General features: G+C 59.1%; 14 protein-coding genes. 3 read left to right on the top strand and 11 right to left on the bottom strand.

What is annotated here, in order from left to right; translation table 11 throughout:
- Window positions 1–40: 40 nt before the first annotated feature.
- From Q0792_RS12220 to Q0792_RS12250, 7 genes are all read right to left on the bottom strand, one after another.
- Window positions 41–820, bottom strand: a complete 780-nt coding sequence (locus Q0792_RS12220; RefSeq protein WP_298840753.1) for an ion transporter — start codon at window positions 818–820, stop codon at window positions 41–43.
- 16 nt (window positions 821–836) lie between these two features.
- Window positions 837–2066: a class I SAM-dependent RNA methyltransferase gene (locus Q0792_RS12225; protein WP_298840756.1), complete on the bottom strand. Its 1230-nt coding sequence runs from the start codon at window positions 2064–2066 to the stop codon at window positions 837–839.
- 23 nt (window positions 2067–2089) lie between these two features.
- Window positions 2090–3922 (bottom strand): ABC transporter ATP-binding protein, encoded by a 1833-nt coding sequence (locus Q0792_RS12230; protein ID WP_298840759.1) that lies wholly within the window; start codon window positions 3920–3922, stop codon window positions 2090–2092.
- Window positions 3919–5757 carry an ABC transporter ATP-binding protein gene (locus Q0792_RS12235; RefSeq protein WP_298840761.1) on the bottom strand — a complete coding sequence of 613 codons (1839 nt, stop codon included), beginning with the start codon at window positions 5755–5757 and terminating at the stop codon, window positions 3919–3921. Before Q0792_RS12235 ends, Q0792_RS12230 begins: the two co-directional genes overlap by 4 nt.
- A 167-nt stretch (window positions 5758–5924) precedes the next feature.
- Complete coding sequence (locus Q0792_RS12240) at window positions 5925–7103, bottom strand: CCA tRNA nucleotidyltransferase (RefSeq protein WP_298840764.1); 1179 nt, start codon at window positions 7101–7103, stop codon at window positions 5925–5927.
- A complete protein-coding gene (locus Q0792_RS12245; RefSeq protein ID WP_298840768.1) occupies window positions 7079–7675 on the bottom strand; it encodes a CoA pyrophosphatase in 597 nt (198 codons plus the stop codon). The genes Q0792_RS12240 and Q0792_RS12245 overlap by 25 nt, the downstream gene beginning before the upstream one ends.
- The gene (locus tag Q0792_RS12250; RefSeq protein WP_298840771.1) at window positions 7665–8654 is read right to left on the bottom strand and encodes an Hsp33 family molecular chaperone HslO; all 990 of its coding nucleotides are present in this window, start codon (window positions 8652–8654) and stop codon (window positions 7665–7667) included. Before Q0792_RS12250 ends, Q0792_RS12245 begins: the two co-directional genes overlap by 11 nt.
- Window positions 8655–8736: 82 nt before the next feature.
- Here Q0792_RS12250 and Q0792_RS12255 point away from each other — a divergent pair, with 82 nt between their 5' ends.
- Complete coding sequence (locus Q0792_RS12255) at window positions 8737–9180, top strand: NUDIX hydrolase (RefSeq protein WP_298840775.1); 444 nt, start codon at window positions 8737–8739, stop codon at window positions 9178–9180.
- Here Q0792_RS12255 and Q0792_RS12260 read toward each other — a convergent pair.
- Window positions 9162–10445, bottom strand: a complete 1284-nt coding sequence (locus tag Q0792_RS12260; protein ID WP_298840778.1) for a PP2C family protein-serine/threonine phosphatase — start codon at window positions 10443–10445, stop codon at window positions 9162–9164. The genes Q0792_RS12255 and Q0792_RS12260 overlap by 19 nt on opposite strands.
- A gap of 151 nt (window positions 10446–10596) precedes the next feature.
- Here Q0792_RS12260 and Q0792_RS12265 point away from each other — a divergent pair, with 151 nt between their 5' ends.
- The gene (locus Q0792_RS12265; protein ID WP_298840781.1) at window positions 10597–10935 is read left to right on the top strand and encodes an Hpt domain-containing protein; all 339 of its coding nucleotides are present in this window, start codon (window positions 10597–10599) and stop codon (window positions 10933–10935) included.
- Here Q0792_RS12265 and Q0792_RS12270 read toward each other — a convergent pair.
- Complete coding sequence (locus Q0792_RS12270; RefSeq protein ID WP_298840784.1) at window positions 10920–11708, bottom strand: SDR family oxidoreductase; 789 nt, start codon at window positions 11706–11708, stop codon at window positions 10920–10922. The genes Q0792_RS12265 and Q0792_RS12270 overlap by 16 nt on opposite strands.
- A gap of 30 nt (window positions 11709–11738) precedes the next feature.
- Window positions 11739–12971 (bottom strand): threonine ammonia-lyase IlvA, encoded by a 1233-nt coding sequence (ilvA, locus tag Q0792_RS12275; RefSeq protein WP_298840787.1) that lies wholly within the window; start codon window positions 12969–12971, stop codon window positions 11739–11741.
- Window positions 12972–13099: 128 nt separating this feature from the next.
- Between ilvA and Q0792_RS12280 the strand changes: the two genes are divergently transcribed.
- Complete coding sequence (locus tag Q0792_RS12280; protein ID WP_298840789.1) at window positions 13100–14317, top strand: argininosuccinate synthase; 1218 nt, start codon at window positions 13100–13102, stop codon at window positions 14315–14317.
- Window positions 14318–14319: 2 nt separating this feature from the next.
- Here Q0792_RS12280 and Q0792_RS12285 read toward each other — a convergent pair whose 3' ends face one another.
- Window positions 14320–15015 carry an HAD family hydrolase gene (locus tag Q0792_RS12285; RefSeq protein ID WP_298840792.1) on the bottom strand — a complete coding sequence of 232 codons (696 nt, stop codon included), beginning with the start codon at window positions 15013–15015 and terminating at the stop codon, window positions 14320–14322.
- Between the last annotated feature and the right edge of the window lie 146 nt (window positions 15016–15161).

Raw genomic sequence — 15161 nt, forward strand, 5'->3', positions numbered from 1 at the left:
AGGTACCATGAGAAACTGGTTAATCAACCTCACAAAACCGTCAGGATGGCGGTTTGCCGTCCAGTTTTTCCTCGATTGCCGCAAGCCTTTGCAGAACTTCATCCCTGTAGGCGTCTGTCACGGCACCAGCCTCTTCCTGATGCGCATCCTGCATCGAATTCACGATGAGACCGACAAGCAGGTTCACAACCGCAAATGTTGTCACCATGATGAACGGTACGAAAAACGCCCAGGCGTATGGGTAAACTTCCATTACGGGCCGCACGATGCCCATCGACCAGCTTTCCAGCGTCATGATCTGAAAGAGCGTATAGCCACTTTGCGGTAATGATCCGAACCACTGCGGAAAACTGCCGGAAAACAGCTTGGTCGCCATCACGGCACCGATATAGAAAATGATCGCCATCAACAGAAAAACACTGCCCATACCCGGCAGCGCCGTGATGAATCCCTCGACCACGCGCCGCAGGCTGGGTGCCACAGAAATCACCCGCAAAACCCTCAGGATGCGCAGTGCGCGCAGAACAGACAGACCCTGAGATGCGGGCAAAAGCGCCACGCCCACGATCACCAGGTCAAAGACATTCCAGCCGCTTTTGAAGAACCGCCCGCCCCGCGCAACGAGTTTCAGGGCAATTTCGACAATGAAGAAGGCAAGGCAGGCTTTGTCCAGCATCAAAATCAGAGGACCGGCCGCCGACATCAGCTCGGTTGATGTCTCCATGCCCAGCACAACAGCGTTCAGCAGAATGACCGCAACGACCAGATTGGTCACCCATGTTTTGTCCAGCCACTTGTCCAGGGCCTGCCGAAAGGTCATCTGATTCTCCTCATCTTCACGCCCGCATATGGGCAGCGGTGAACCCGGCGACAAGCTCTGTATGCGCAGACCAGCGGAACTGATCCACAACCTGCACATGATCCAGATGCCAACCCCCTGCGACCAGCACCGCCGCATCGCGGGCAAAACTCACCGGATTACAGGAGACATAGGCAATTTTCGGCACTTTTGTCTTAACAAGTTCAGCGACCTGTGCTTCGGCCCCGGCACGGGGCGGATCAAGGACAACAGCATCCGTGCGGGCCAGCTCGTCAGGCAACAGCGGGCGGCGGAAAAGATCACGCGTTTCTGTCGTTACAACCTTCAGACCTTCAGTATGCCGCCAGCCTGCATCCAGCGCCGCCATCATCGCACCGTCACCTTCTACCGCATGCACAGCCGCCGTTTCAGCAAGTGGCAGCGAAAATGTTCCGCAACCGGCGAAGAGATCGACAATCGCGGACGCTCCCGCCGTGATCTCAAGAACACCTGCCGTCAGCGCGGCCTCACCATGGGCTGTCGCCTGAAGAAATGCGCCAGGCGGTGGGGTCACAGCAGCCCGCCCGATCATATGACGGGGCGGTGCGCGCATGGCGATCACCTCGTCGCCCCACGTCAGGCGGGTCAGTGCATGATTTTCGCAGATCGCAGCGAGCTGCTGACGCAATGGGCCATCAAGCGGTTTGCCATCAGAAACCGAGACATCCAGACCATTTTCCATCTGTGTGATCATCACCGAAAGCGCAGTTTTCCGGCTGGCGCCCACAAGGGCAAGGGCCTCGGCAACATGTCGTCCCTCAAGTACCGCGGCCTCGAGCAGTACACAGTCCGGGATCGCAATGATGGTGTCGGAGGCACGTCCGTGAAACCCGACCATCGCGCCCTTTTTCGTACGCCGCGCAGCAAAGCCCGCCCGCCGTCGCGAGCCCGCTGGCGATGTCTCGATGGGTCGGAAAACAGTCTCTATTCCGTGGGCATGCAGCGCATTGCGCACCAGATCTGTTTTCCAGGCGGCCACGAAATCATCATCGGCGTGTTGCAGCTGGCACCCGCCGCAGGACCGGAAATGCCGACAGGGGGCTGACACACGGCGCTCTGAAGGATGCACGATCCGGATGTCTTCGGCGCGGCCATCTCTGACCGTTGCGCTGACCCGTTCGCCGGGAAGCGTCAGCGGCAGATAAACCGGGCCTTCCGCGATCCCGTCTCCCTGCAGCCCAAGTCGCGATACTGTAAATTCTGTCATGTTCCTGCCCCGGCGGACCGCGCCTATTCTGCTGCTTCGGTCCGGATAAACCCACCGGACTGGCGGTTCCAGTACCTGGCATAGAGTTTTCCACGCGCCAGCAGATCGCTGTGCGTCCCATCCTCGGCAATATGACCGTCTTCCATAACGATGATCCGGTCCATTTCCGTCAGCGTCGACAACCGGTGCGCAATCGCCAGCACGGTCTTGCCCTCCATCACCCGCTCCAGCGCGGTCTGGATAGAGGCTTCGACCTCGCTGTCGAGCGCCGACGTCGCTTCGTCGAGCACGAGAATCGGCGCATCCTTGAGAATGGCCCGCGCCAGGGCGATCCGCTGACGCTGCCCACCCGACAGTTTCACGCCACGCTCGCCCAGATGCGCATCGTAACCCGTCCGGCCTGCATGGTCCTGCAGCTCGAGAATGAACCCGTGTGCCTCGGCTTTCCTGGCCGCAGCAATAATTTCTTCTTCCGTCGCATCGGGACGACCATAGAGAATATTGTCGCGCGCCGAGCGGTTAAACATCGCTGTTTCCTGGGTCACCATACCGATATTGCGCCGCAGGCTTTCCTGGGTGACACCGGTGATGTCCTGACCATCGATTTCAATCGATCCTTCTTCGGCGTCGTAGAGGCGCAGCAGCAGAGCAACCAGCGTGGATTTGCCCGCACCCGACGCACCGACGATACCCAGTTTCTCGCCAGGGCGGATTTCAAGACCGATATCCTGCACGCCTCCCGCGTCCCGCCCATAGGCAAAGCCCAGATCGCGCAGCGTGATGGCACCGGCACTGACATCAAGGTCCCCGGCGCCGGGTGCGTCTTCGACCCGGTTGCGTGGTGTCAGCGTGCGGATGCCGTCCTCGATCTCGCCGATGTTCGAATAGATCGCCATCAGGGTAAAACTCACCCAACCGGTCATCTGCGCAATGCGGATCGCGACCGCGCCGGCGGCGACGATATCGCCCTGGCTGGCCTGCCCCGCCTGCCAGAGCATGATGGTACCGCCCAGCAGGATCACCGGAAGTACACCCGCAAGGGTCATCAGCGCAAACCGGAAACCAGCAGCCAGATATCCAAATTCAAGCGCACGCTCCCGAAAGGTCTGCATCGCGCCCAGCGCCGCGCGGTCCTCGTGATCAGCATGGGCGAACAGCTTGACCGTTTTGATGTTGGTAATCGTATCGACCACCTGGCCCGAAACCATCGCCCGCGCACCTGCACGCCCGGCCGACCTTTTGCGAATACGCGGCAGATACCAGTTGATCATTGCGAAATAGAAAATCAGCCAGACACCAAACCCAAGCGCCACGCGCCAGTCGATGGCAAAAAGAAGCAGAACCGAGCCGACGAGGGACGCCAGCGCAAAGGCCACCACATTGATGGCCTCAGACACGACATCGGTGACAGCCCGCGCGGCCTGCATCTGTTTCTGTGCAATGCGACCGGCAAAGTCGTCGTCAAAAAACCCGACCGTCTGTCCGAGCGTCCAGCGATGCAGGCGCGACAGCACCAGCGGGTTCACATTGGGCTGCACGATGATGGCGTTGGCCGAGGCGGAGAGACCGAACAGAATGGGCCGTGCGACAACAAAGAAGACAACCGCCCCGATGATCAGCGCGATGTTGCCCCCGTCAAAAAACGCCTCAGGTCCGGAACTGGCCGCCGCGTCGATAACCATGCCAAGGATCAGTGCGGTGCCCGCTTCCATTGCGCCTGCTGCGGCGGAAAAGAACGCAGCCAGCCACAGCGCAGGCCAGGCACCCCCCAGACACCAGCGCATGAACGCGCCCAGGGTCTGAGGCGGTGGCCCTTCTGCCGCGCGAAAAGCATCGATCCAGTTCTCAATCCTCACGCATCGTCTCCGGTACTCAGAAATCCGCCCGACTGCCGGGCCCAGAATTCTGCATATAGCCCGCCCTGCGCCAAAAGCGCGTCATGCGGACCATCTTCGACAATGCGCCCCTGGTCGAGCACGAGGATGCGGTCCATTTCAGCAATCGTGGACAAACGGTGGGCAATCGCAATCACCGTTTTGCCCTCCATCATACCGTAAAGCGTGTCCTGAATGGCGGCCTCCACCTCGCTGTCGAGCGCGCTTGTTGCCTCGTCCAGCAACAGGATCGGAGCGTTCTTGAGGATCACGCGCGCAAGTGTCACCCGCTGACGCTGTCCACCGGACAGTTTCACACCCCGTTCACCGACCTGAGCGTCATAACCGCCACGGCCTTCCGGGTCCTGCAAATCAAGAATGAAGTCATGCGCCTGGGCCTGCCGGGCGGCGGCAAAGATCTCGTCATCGGTGGCATCAGGACGGCCATAACGGATGTTGTCACGCACCGACCGGTGCAACAGTGAACTGTCCTGCTGCACCATCCCAACAGCCAGACGCAGACTGTCCTGCGTCACCTGGGTGATGTCCTGGCCATCGACTGTAATTGTGCCGCTCTCGGCGTCGTAAAACCGCAAAAGAAGCTTTACCAGTGTCGATTTTCCCGCACCTGACCGGCCAACAAGACCGACCTTTTCACCGCGGCGGATCGTCAGGCTGATCCCGTCCAGGCCGCCACTGTCACGCCCGTAATGGTGTCTCACATCATCCAGAACGATCTCGCCCTGCGTCAGTTGCAACGGCTTTGCATTCCTGTCGTCCACCAGCGTGACCGGCTGGGCGATGGTTTCCATCCCTTCGGCCACAACGCCAAGCTGGCGGAAAAACGTTGTCAGCGCCCACATGATCCAGCCGGTCATCGCGTTCAGCCGCAGGGTCAGCGCGGTTGCCGCCGCAACGACACCAACGGTCGCCTCGCCGGCAACCCAGAGCGCAATTGCCCAGCCCACAACACCAACGATCAGCAACCCGTTGAGCATCACGAGCGTGCCGTCCATGATTGTAAAGATCCGCATCTCTTTCTGGAATGTTTCGCGCGAATACTCGATGGCATCGCGGGCGTATTCCAGTTCCTGTTCGTGGTGCGCGAACATCTTGACCGAGTGAATATTGGTATAGGCATCCACCACGCGACCGGTCACTTCGGACCGCGCATTCGATGCTTCCTGTGACGCCGGGCCCACACGTTTCACCGTCCAGTGCACCAGCCAGCCATAAAGCGCAAACCAGATCAGCAATGGCAGCAGAAGCCGCGGATCAGATGTGCTGAGCAGAATTGCTGCCCCCAGAAGATAGGCCAGCGAAAAGGAGATCGCGTCGAATACCTGAAACACAACCTCACCGGCGGCGGGAGGTGTCTGCATGATCCGGTTGGCAATACGACCGGCAAAGTCATTTTCGAACCAGCCAACAGACTGGCGCAGCACCTGGCGATGTGCCCGCCAGCGGATCAGCGTCCCGAAGTTCGGCAGAATCGCATTGTTCAGCAACCCGATGTCCAGAAGCTGAAGCACCGGCCGGATGAAGATGATGCCCAGCGCGACGAGGATCAGCTCTGTGCCGTAGGTTTCCCATACCAGCGACGGATCACCTTCGAGAAGGTCAACGACGCGCCCCATGTAGAAGATGAGACCCACCTCGATCGCGGCGACAATGATCGACATGACCGCAGCCCAGAAGAACACCCGTTTAAAGGGTTGCGAGTATTCCCAGAGGAACGGCCAAAGCTTCTGCGGCGGGTGATCGGTTTCGGTATAGCTGGCATATGGGTCGACGAGTCGTTCGAAAAAGCGGAACATGGGGGTAGTCCTGGAAGTGAATAACAGAAATGCTCAGGCGCCGGGTTCCGGGCCTGACAGGGAAGGGTTATGCCAGCCTCAGCTGTCCCAGATCCCGCGATACATTTCGTATTCCTCCGCTCTTGTCCGCCGTGTGTAGCAGACAGATATACAACCTGTCGAGGTTTTCATTCCGGTGTCATCAGATCTTCATATGTGAGGGTGAAATCCGAGGCGACCCACCGCGCCTCCAGCGCTTTCAGTGCCTCGCCCAGCGCCTTTCCCTGAAGCCCGGGCATCAGATCACCGGCCTTTACCGGAAACACCGCTTCAGCCCCGCGCACTGCACTTTCTGTTTCGGCCGGATCAAGAGGATGACCGGCGACAGCACTGCGCTGGATCAGCGCCGCGATGGCGATGTCTGCCCCATACTCCCATCCCAGCGCGCCCGCTGGCTGACCATTCCACGCCGCCCCGACCATCCGGCTGAGCGCTCCTGCATCACTGCGGCTGAGACGCAGGCGGTCTGCCACGTCATTCCCTCCAAGCACCGCGAGCCGCATCAGCGCGTCTGCAGATCGTCCGGTCTGTTCCTCCAGATGAATGGCAGGGGCCAGAAAACGGTCGTCCGAGCCAGGCAGCACGCGCCCGAGAACACCGGTCTGGCGCATTGCAGCGACGGCCGGCGCCGGATCGGGGGCCTGAAGCAACCGCAGCATTTCATGGCCGATACGCTCGGCAGAAAGCGTCTCCAGGCCATCGGCATTCCGCGCGACAGCATCCAGAGCATCCGCGTCAAAGCCTTCGCCGGCTGCGGCGTACCATGCATGAAACCGGAAAAACCGCAGGATCCGCAGATAGTCCTCACGAATACGACGATCAGGGTCTTCGATAAACCGGACCCTGCGTGCGAGGCAGTCCGCAGCACCATTGAGGGGGTCGACCAGGTCGCCCCCGGGCGTCGCATAAAGTGCGTTCATCGTGAAATCGCGACGCTTTGCATCCTGCGATATCTCGCGGGAAAAAGAGACAACGGCGCGTCGCCCGTCTGTCTCGACATCGCGTCGGAACGTCGTGACCTCAAAACCACGCCCGCCCGACACAACAGTCACCGTACCATGGTCAATGCCGGTCGGCACAGCCCTGAGCCCGGCCGCACGCGCCAGCCGCATCGCATCCTCTGGCAATACGTCGGTCGACAGATCCGTATCGCCGCCCGAAATCTTCAGGAGCGCATCCCGCACGCAGCCGCCGACGAAATAGACAGCCCCGCCTTCTGCCGTCACAGCGGCACAGACGCGCTGCGCATCCGGGTCATGCAACCAGGGTGTTTCCCGCGGGATCAGTATTTCATCTGTTCGGTCCATGCCCTGAGCATACGCGCAGTCGCACCCCAGATGTAATAGGGTCCGTAAGGCACCGTGTAGTACAACCGCTTCTGACCACGCCACCGCCGGCCTTCGACACGGTAATTGCCGGGGTTCAGAACATGGGAAAGCGGTACAGCAAATACTTCGTCCACTTCGCCTGGTTCCGGCCGCACATCGAAATCCAGCGTCACGCGCGCAATCACCGGCGTCACCTGAAACCCGGTGACCGTTTCATGCGGCGGCAGCGTGCCGAGAACTTCGGCGGCATCGCGCGGCAGTCCTATCTCTTCTTCGGCTTCTCTGAGCGCGGCCGCGATAACGTCGGCGTCGCCCTCATCCTGTTTTCCCCCGGGAAAAGCGATCTGTCCGGGGTGATGCCTGAGCGCGGATGACCGTTTGGTCAGAAGCAGCGACAGGCCGTCCTGCGTTTGCGTGATGGCGGCCAGAACACCCGCAGGGCGCAGCCGGCGGTCGTCGGGCAAAACCGTTTCGGGGTTGAGGTCAAAATCCGAAGAGGGCGGACCCGGGCGGTCAAGCGCCGCCCGGATCCTGTCTGTTTCAGCTGTCATTGCCTGCCTGTTCCGCCTCAAATCCGACAGTTGCCGGATCGAGATCGTAGTGCGCGCCGCAGAACTGGCAGTCTGCGGTGACACGGCCTTCTTCGGTGGTCATCTTTTCAATGTCCTTTGCCGAATAGATCGACAGGCTCTGGCGCACCCGGTCTTCAGAACAGGTACACCCGAACCGCACGGTCTGTGTGTCAAAGACCCGCGGTGTTTCTTCGTGGAACAGGCGCAGCAACAGGTCGTTTGGCGGCAGGTTCGGCCCGATCAGTTCCATCTCTTCGACGGTGTCCAGAAGCGCATTCACCCGGGTCCAGTTCTCGGCCTCGTCGTCCTGAACAAGGTCGCTGGCCGTCAGCACAGCACCCGTGCCCTCGCCGGTCGCCACAAAGGGGGAGGCTTTGGGCATGTGCTGCAACATGATGCCACCGGCGCGCCAGTGCTCATCTGAACCGGGTTCAGTAGATTTCCCAAAGCTGAGAGAGAAGCGCGTCGGCAACTGCTCGGACTGGGCAAAATAGGCTTCGGCACAGGATGCCAGCGACCCGCCTTCGAGCGGCGTAATCCCCTGATAAGGGGTCATGCCCTCACCCTGGTCGATCATGATGGCAAAATACCCTTCGCCCACCTGGTCAAACGGCGCCGCGTCTGTCAGCCGGTCAGCATCGTAGCTGGCATAGGCACGGATGCGGGCGGCATCGCCTTCCTTTTCCGGGCCATAGTAGTCGGTTGCGATCATACGCACCGCGCCCTTGGACTGTACCTGCAACTGCAGCTTCCAGCGCAGTTTGATCGTCTGTCCGATCAGAGCGGTCAGCAACGCCATTTCGGCCACCAGGGCTTCGACCTGAGGCGGATAGTCGTGCTGTCTGAGGATACCATTCAATGCACTGTCCAGCCGCGCAACGCGGCCACGCATATCGCTGGCGTCGAGTTGGAAGGGCAGGACTGTGTCGTCCCACGCGATTTGCTGTCCATGTGTCATTGGGGTTTCCTTATCGGCTTTTGCCTGGCATACCCGCGTCCATATATGGGTCCGGGGCCTGTTGAAAAGAGGGGGAGCCAGAATGATGCGACGGGTCGGCCATGCGCCGGATGCAGGGCAGCGGTATGTCGTGCGGCCCGGAGCCTATGCCATTCTGCCCCTCGGAAACCGGGTGCTGCTGACCTGTCAGCTGTCCGATTTCAATGACATTCAGCTGCCGGGTGGCGGAATTGATCCCGGTGAAAGCCCTTTGCAGGCACTGCACCGGGAGGTGATGGAAGAGACGGGCTGGCGGATCGCGCGCACACGCCGGCTCGGCGCCTTCCGGCGGTTTGTGTTTATGCCGGAATATAACATCTGGGCGGAAAAGGTCTGCCACATCTACACGGCGCGCCCGGTCCGACAGCTGGCAGAGCCCACAGAGCCAGACCATGTACCCCTCGTACTGAGCCCGTCAGAGGCAGCAGATATGCTCGGAAACGATGGAGACCGGATGTTTCTGCGCCGTTATTTCGGAATCGGCTGACCACTGTACTCAAAGAGGATACCGGACACGTCGTCCGGGAATTCCTCGATACCCGCGAATTCTGACAGCTTCCACACCAGTGATTCCAGAAACGCGGTACCGGTGACATCAGTAATCCCGGAAATCATTTCCTCCAGACCCTCCTCACCAAGCATTTCACCATCTCCTGCAGGACATTCGGTAACTCCGTCTGACAGGATCACAAGACGATCGCCCGGGTTCAGCTGAACCTCAAACTGCGAAAACGTCACACCGGACATCAGCCCGACCGGGAATCCGCCGGTGCCATCCTGTTCCATCGAGCCGTCCGATCGCAGGACCACCGGGTGCGGGTGCCCGGCCTGGCCCATTACGACATGGCCTGTGGCAAGATCTATGTCGGCAAGGATCAGTGTAAAATAGTGCTCTGTTTCCATTTCATCGAGCACCAGTTCGTTGAGCGTCTCTATCGCTTCTGCCGGCGGGCGCGACTGGTACGTGCCGTCAGGCAGTTTCTCGAGCGCAATATTCTGGTCAGGTGCACTGCCTGAAAGATAGCCGGCAAGGCGTGCTGTCATCAGCGCAGAGCTGATCCCGTGACCGGACACATCAATCGCAAAAAGACCCAGATGCCCGGGAGCGGCGGGATAAAAGCCCACCAGATCGCCACCCACATGGCCGCTGGAACGCAGCAACAGAGAGAGGTCGCCCCCGTCAAAGGACCGACTCTTCTCGCGGATCAGAGACTGCTGCAGCTTTTTTGCTTCAAGAAGATCGCCATCCAGAGAATCATAGAGCCGCTGCAGTTCGTCCAGAGTTTCACTGATGACGCTGTTCTTCATCGTCAGTTCGCGCTGCATGGTCAGGATGCGTTCACCGGCGGTGATACGCGCACGCAGTTCGTTTCCATCAACAGGCTTGGTAAGGAAATCGTCTGCACCAGAATCCAGACCCTCTGCGATTTCATTCTTCTCGCTCTTGGAAGTCAGCAGAATGAAATAGCCATACTGCTCATTGGTCATCTCTCTGAATTTACAGCAGAATTCGATACCTGACATCCCGGGCATTACCCAGTCGCTGATCACAATCTCAGGCTGTTGCGCGCGGCACAGCTCCAGCGCCTCTTCTCCCGATGCAGCTTCGATCACGTCAAAACCCCAGCGGGCCAGAAGACTCTTCAGGATTTTCCTCTGAAGCCGACTGTCATCGACAACGAGGACGAGGCGGGTCTCCGCCTTGTCGTCTGCAGCCGATAATTCTGGACCGTTGGGCAAAAAGGCCGGCATTCGTGTCCCTGTTCACATGTGTTCAGCGATTTTCTAGGGGTTGCGCGTTAAAGACCGGTGAAGGGTAAAATTGTAAGCGAAACACGCTGCATGATAACCTGCAGTTAGGACTCTCCTGACAGTGTCCGCGGCACCCTGCGTGGAGAAAGTTATGATAGACTGGGATCGCGTTCGCGCCCTGCGCGAGGAAGTCGGCACAGAGGATTTCGAGGAAGTTGTTGAACTGTTCCTTGATGAAGTGGACTCCGAAATCGAAACTCTTGATCAGAACTGTGCCAATCTGGGCGAAAAACTGCACTTTCTGAAAGGCAGCGCCATGAGTCTCGGGTTTCGGAAGTTTTCAAGCCTTTGCCAGGAAGGCGAGACAGGTTTTTCGGCAGGCAGCGCCGGGACCATTGACGTACCTGCTCTGCTTTCCTGTTATCAGGCATCCCGGGATGATTTCCTGGAAAACCTCGTAACTCAGGTCTCAGATCAAAGCAGCCTGTAAAGCCCGCCCGGACCTTCGGCAGAAAGAACTTCTCCGGCGCGGGCATGCAGCTTCTGCATACCGGCGATCCACCTGTCATGATCCTCAGCCCGCCTGATCGCGTGCCCCCTGACCTCAGGGTGTGGCAAAATCAGAAAACGACCGGCAGATATGCCATCGCAAACAACAGATGCAACCTCATCTGCCGTGAGAAGACCTGCCGCCTGCGCTGCGTCGCTGTCGGAAAGACCGATCAGCGGGGTCGCAACATATTGCGGGCAAACCACGCTGACTTTCAGCCCCTGATGAGCATGCGTGATCGCGAGCGACTCGGCGAAACTGACTGCTGCCTGTTTCGTTGCTGAATAGGCCGCGTCTCCTATCTGATTCAGCAATCCGGCGGCCGAGGCGACAGTCACCAGACACCCCGATTCCCGCGCCAGCATCTGAGGCAACAGTGCCCGCGCGGCATAGACCTGTGCCATGACGTGCACGGCAAAACTGCGTTGCCAGACTGCGTCGTCTGCGGACGCAGCATGCTCAGGCTGTCGAGCCATATACCCGGCATTAGAGACAAATATGTCAACAGAACCGGCCTTGCCGGTAACTGTTTCGCACAATGATCTGACGTCAGATTCCTGCGTCACGTCACAGACCAGTCCATCGCAGCCGATACGTTCCGCAGCGACATAGACATCCGCCGCCACGAGATCGGCAACTGTGACATATGCACCGGCACTGACCATCCGTGTCGCCAGGGCGGCACCAATTCCACTGGCACCTCCGGTAATCACTACAGATCTGCCTGCGAACGCCATACCGTGTCAGATCACAAACTGCGCCAGGGTTTCGTCGTTTGTGATGTCTGTATATGTAAATCCGGCATCATCAATGCGCTGAAACATCTCTGCAAAATTCTGAGGCTGATCTGTTTCGATACCGATCAGCACAGAACCAAAGTTGCGCGCCGACTTCTTCATGTACTCAAACCGGGTGATATTGTCGTGGGCACCAAGGGTCTGAAGAAAATCCTTCAGTGCGCCGGGGCGCTGCGGCAGACGCAGAATAAAATACTTTTTCAGCCCGGCATAACGCTGCGCGCGCTCTTTGACTTCGGGCAGACGCTCAAAATCGAAATTGCCGCCCGACGCAACACAAACCACTGTTTTTCCTTTTATCAGAGCCGCAATTTCGCTCAGCGCTTCGACGGCCAGAGCGCCTGCAGGTTCCAGAACAATCCCCTCGACGTTCAGCATATCGACAATTGTGCCGCAGATCCGGTCTTCGGACAGATGCACGATCTCAGACAAGTCCACATCCTTCAGCCGTGCAAAGGTGCGCTCTCCCAGTTTCGCAACAGCAGCACCGTCAACAAAACTGTTGATCGGTGACACATCTGTGGGCGCACCTTCTTCAATCGCCGCCGCAAGGCTCTTTGCACCCGAAGGTTCCACAAAGGTGAAATCGGTTTGCCGCCCAAAGAAACTGCGCGCGCCGGCTGACAGACCGCCACCGCCAACAGGCAGCACGATGCGGTCCGGAATACGCCCCAGCTGTTGTTCGATCTCTGCTGCGACAGACGCCTGCCCCTCGATCACATCCTCATCGTCGAAAGGCGACAGGAAATGCGCCCCGGCCTGTGCACAGAATTCCTGCGCCTGCGCGAGGGTCTGGTCAAAATAGTCACCGACCAGACGAACTTCGACAAAATCTCCGCCGAACATCCTGGTTTTCATCACCTTCTGTTCGGGGGTCGTAACCGGCATGAAAACCACGCCGCGCACCCCAAAATGCCGGCACATAAAGGCCACACCCTGCGCATGGTTCCCCGCACTGGCACAGACAAACATATCCTGCTGCGGAATGACTTTGCGCATCGCGTTAAAGGCGCCACGCAGTTTGTAAGACCGGACCGGACTCAGATCTTCGCGCTTCAACCAGATATCAGCATCAAACCGCACGCTCAGAAGATCGTTCCGCATCAGCGGTGTGGCCGGAAAAACCTCGCGCATGGCCTGCATCGCCGCAATGGCGCATGCACGGAATGTGTCAGACATGGGAGACCCTCTGTTTCACGGTCCCTTTTCGATAAGCGCCGCCCGGGCGGGCGTCAACGGCGGCTTGATATCTTGCCCAGCGTTTCAAAAAGCGGTAGGGCGCATTTTAAACCGAAAAGGAAGATTTCATGTCCGCGCCCAAAAAAGTTGTGCTCGCCTATTCCGGCGGTCTTGATACCTCAATCATCCTGAAATGGCTGCAGACCGAGTATGGTTGCGAGGTCGTCACTTTTACGGCCGATCTGGGCCAGGGCGAAGAACTCGAACCCGCCCGCGCCAAGGCAGAAATGATGGGCGCGTCCGAGATTTACATCGAGGATGTGCGCGAGGAATTCGTGCGCGACTTTGTTTTTCCGATGTTTCGGGCGAATGCGGTTTACGAGGGTCTGTACCTCCTTGGCACCTCCATCGCGCGTCCGCTCATCTCCAAACGCCTGGTGGAAATCGCGGCGGAAACCGGCGCTGATGCCGTGGCGCATGGTGCGACCGGTAAGGGCAACGATCAGGTGCGGTTTGAACTCGCCGCCTACGCGCTGAACCCGGACATCAAGGTGATCGCGCCCTGGCGGGAATGGGACCTTTCGAGCCGGACAAAACTGATCGACTTCGCCGAGAAAAATCAGATCCCGATTGCTAAAGACAAGCGCGGCGAAGCGCCGTTCAGCGTTGACGCCAACCTGCTGCACACCTCGTCCGAAGGTAAGGTGCTGGAAGACCCCGCCGTCGATGCGCCCGATTACGTCTATCAGCGCACCGTGCACCCCGAGGACGCACCGGACACGCCGGAATACATCGAAATCGGATTTTCAAAGGGCGACGCTGTCAGCATAAATGGCGAAGCGATGTCGCCTGCGACGATCCTGACGAAACTGAACGAGCTGGGCGGCAAACACGGCTGTGGACGGCTCGACCTTGTCGAGGGGCGGTTCGTGGGTATGAAATCCCGGGGCATTTATGAAACACCCGGCGGCACGCTGCTGCTCGAAGCACACCGCGCCATCGAATCCATTACGCTCGACCGGGGGGCCATGCACCTCAAGGACGAACTGATGCCGAAATACGCCGAACTGATCTACAACGGCTTCTGGTTCAGCCCCGAACGCACTATGCTGCAGGCCGCGATCGATGCAAGCCAGGAACACGTCGAGGGCACTGTGCGTCTGAAGCTGTATAAGGGCCATGTGCGGACCGTCGGCCGCTGGTCAGACCGGTCTCTCTACTCGGAAGCACATGTGACCTTCGAGGATGACGCCGGCGCCTACGACCAGAAAGACGCCGCGGGCTTTATCCAGCTCAACGCGCTGCGCCTGAAACTTCTGGCCGCACGGGACCGGCGGCTGAAGTAACGCTATCTGATGCGCAGGGCGGCGAGTTTGTCATAGTAAGGCAGCGCCGCCGCGCATAATTCAGCCAGATCAGGCTCTAACCGGGGCATTTCACCCTCTGCCCCAGCAAAACCGGTGCTGCGGTGCACCGCGCCATACCAGTGTTTTGCCCAGATGCCGTCTTCGGCTCTTGGGCCTGCGTCCCATCTGAGCATCATCGGATCGAATGGGAGGCCAATTTCGGCGCAAAGCTTCATCAGCATGCCCTCGGGATCAGCGCGGATGTCTGTGCCATCAATAACCACGCCGCCCAGCGCATCAAAGACTTCAGCCTGGCGCACGTACCCGATATCGTCCAGGGTCAGGTCCGCCTGTTTCGCGGCATAACTGGCGATCACCCGCGCAGGATGCCGGATCAGATGTACATTCACACAGTCCCGCGCCCAGTCCATCGGAAAGCCCGGCAGCATGTGATGTGGCATGTGCTTCATATAGAGATGCGGCGTCGGCACCGGGGCAAGGCAATCGCGGGCGACCTTCCGGGGATCGGTTTCATGTGCGGCGATGATTTCGTCGTCCATAGGGTGACGTCTGCCCGATGCCGCCAGATAGGGCGCATAGAACGGCTCGTCCTGAACAGTAAAATCACCCCGCGCCAGAAAACTGTACATCATCGCTGTCGACAGATTCCGTGGCCCGGACCACATTGCAATGCGCATTTATCTCTCCCCGAACGATCCGGAATATTACAGCGGGCACGGAATTACCCGCCGGGTTGTTACATCACGACCGTAAAAATGCGGGCCGGGGATGCCAAGCTGTAAACTGATCTCACCACCGCGTGACATCGCGGTTTCATGAATTG

This window comes from uncultured Roseobacter sp. (genome assembly GCF_947495025.1).
Lineage (GTDB): Bacteria > Pseudomonadota > Alphaproteobacteria > Rhodobacterales > Rhodobacteraceae > Roseobacter.

What these genes read in the sequence shown, in the direction of transcription:
- Q0792_RS12255 (WP_298840775.1), top strand. Translation starts at nt 8,737, where the DNA reads ATGATGCGACGGGTCGGCCATGCGCCGGATGCAGGGCAGCGGTATGTC.
- Q0792_RS12225 (WP_298840756.1), bottom strand. Translation starts at nt 2,066, where the DNA reads ATGACAGAATTTACAGTATCGCGACTTGGGCTGCAGGGAGACGGGATC.
- Q0792_RS12260 (WP_298840778.1), bottom strand. Translation starts at nt 10,445, where the DNA reads ATGCCGGCCTTTTTGCCCAACGGTCCAGAATTATCGGCTGCAGACGAC.
- Q0792_RS12285 (WP_298840792.1), bottom strand. Translation starts at nt 15,015, where the DNA reads ATGCGCATTGCAATGTGGTCCGGGCCACGGAATCTGTCGACAGCGATG.
- Q0792_RS12235 (WP_298840761.1), bottom strand. Translation starts at nt 5,757, where the DNA reads ATGTTCCGCTTTTTCGAACGACTCGTCGACCCATATGCCAGCTATACC.
- Q0792_RS12250 (WP_298840771.1), bottom strand. Translation starts at nt 8,654, where the DNA reads ATGACACATGGACAGCAAATCGCGTGGGACGACACAGTCCTGCCCTTC.
- Q0792_RS12240 (WP_298840764.1), bottom strand. Translation starts at nt 7,103, where the DNA reads ATGGACCGAACAGATGAAATACTGATCCCGCGGGAAACACCCTGGTTG.
- Q0792_RS12265 (WP_298840781.1), top strand. Translation starts at nt 10,597, where the DNA reads ATGATAGACTGGGATCGCGTTCGCGCCCTGCGCGAGGAAGTCGGCACA.
- Q0792_RS12280 (WP_298840789.1), top strand. Translation starts at nt 13,100, where the DNA reads ATGTCCGCGCCCAAAAAAGTTGTGCTCGCCTATTCCGGCGGTCTTGAT.
- ilvA (WP_298840787.1), bottom strand. Translation starts at nt 12,971, where the DNA reads ATGTCTGACACATTCCGTGCATGCGCCATTGCGGCGATGCAGGCCATG.
- Q0792_RS12220 (WP_298840753.1), bottom strand. Translation starts at nt 820, where the DNA reads ATGACCTTTCGGCAGGCCCTGGACAAGTGGCTGGACAAAACATGGGTG.
- Q0792_RS12245 (WP_298840768.1), bottom strand. Translation starts at nt 7,675, where the DNA reads ATGACAGCTGAAACAGACAGGATCCGGGCGGCGCTTGACCGCCCGGGT.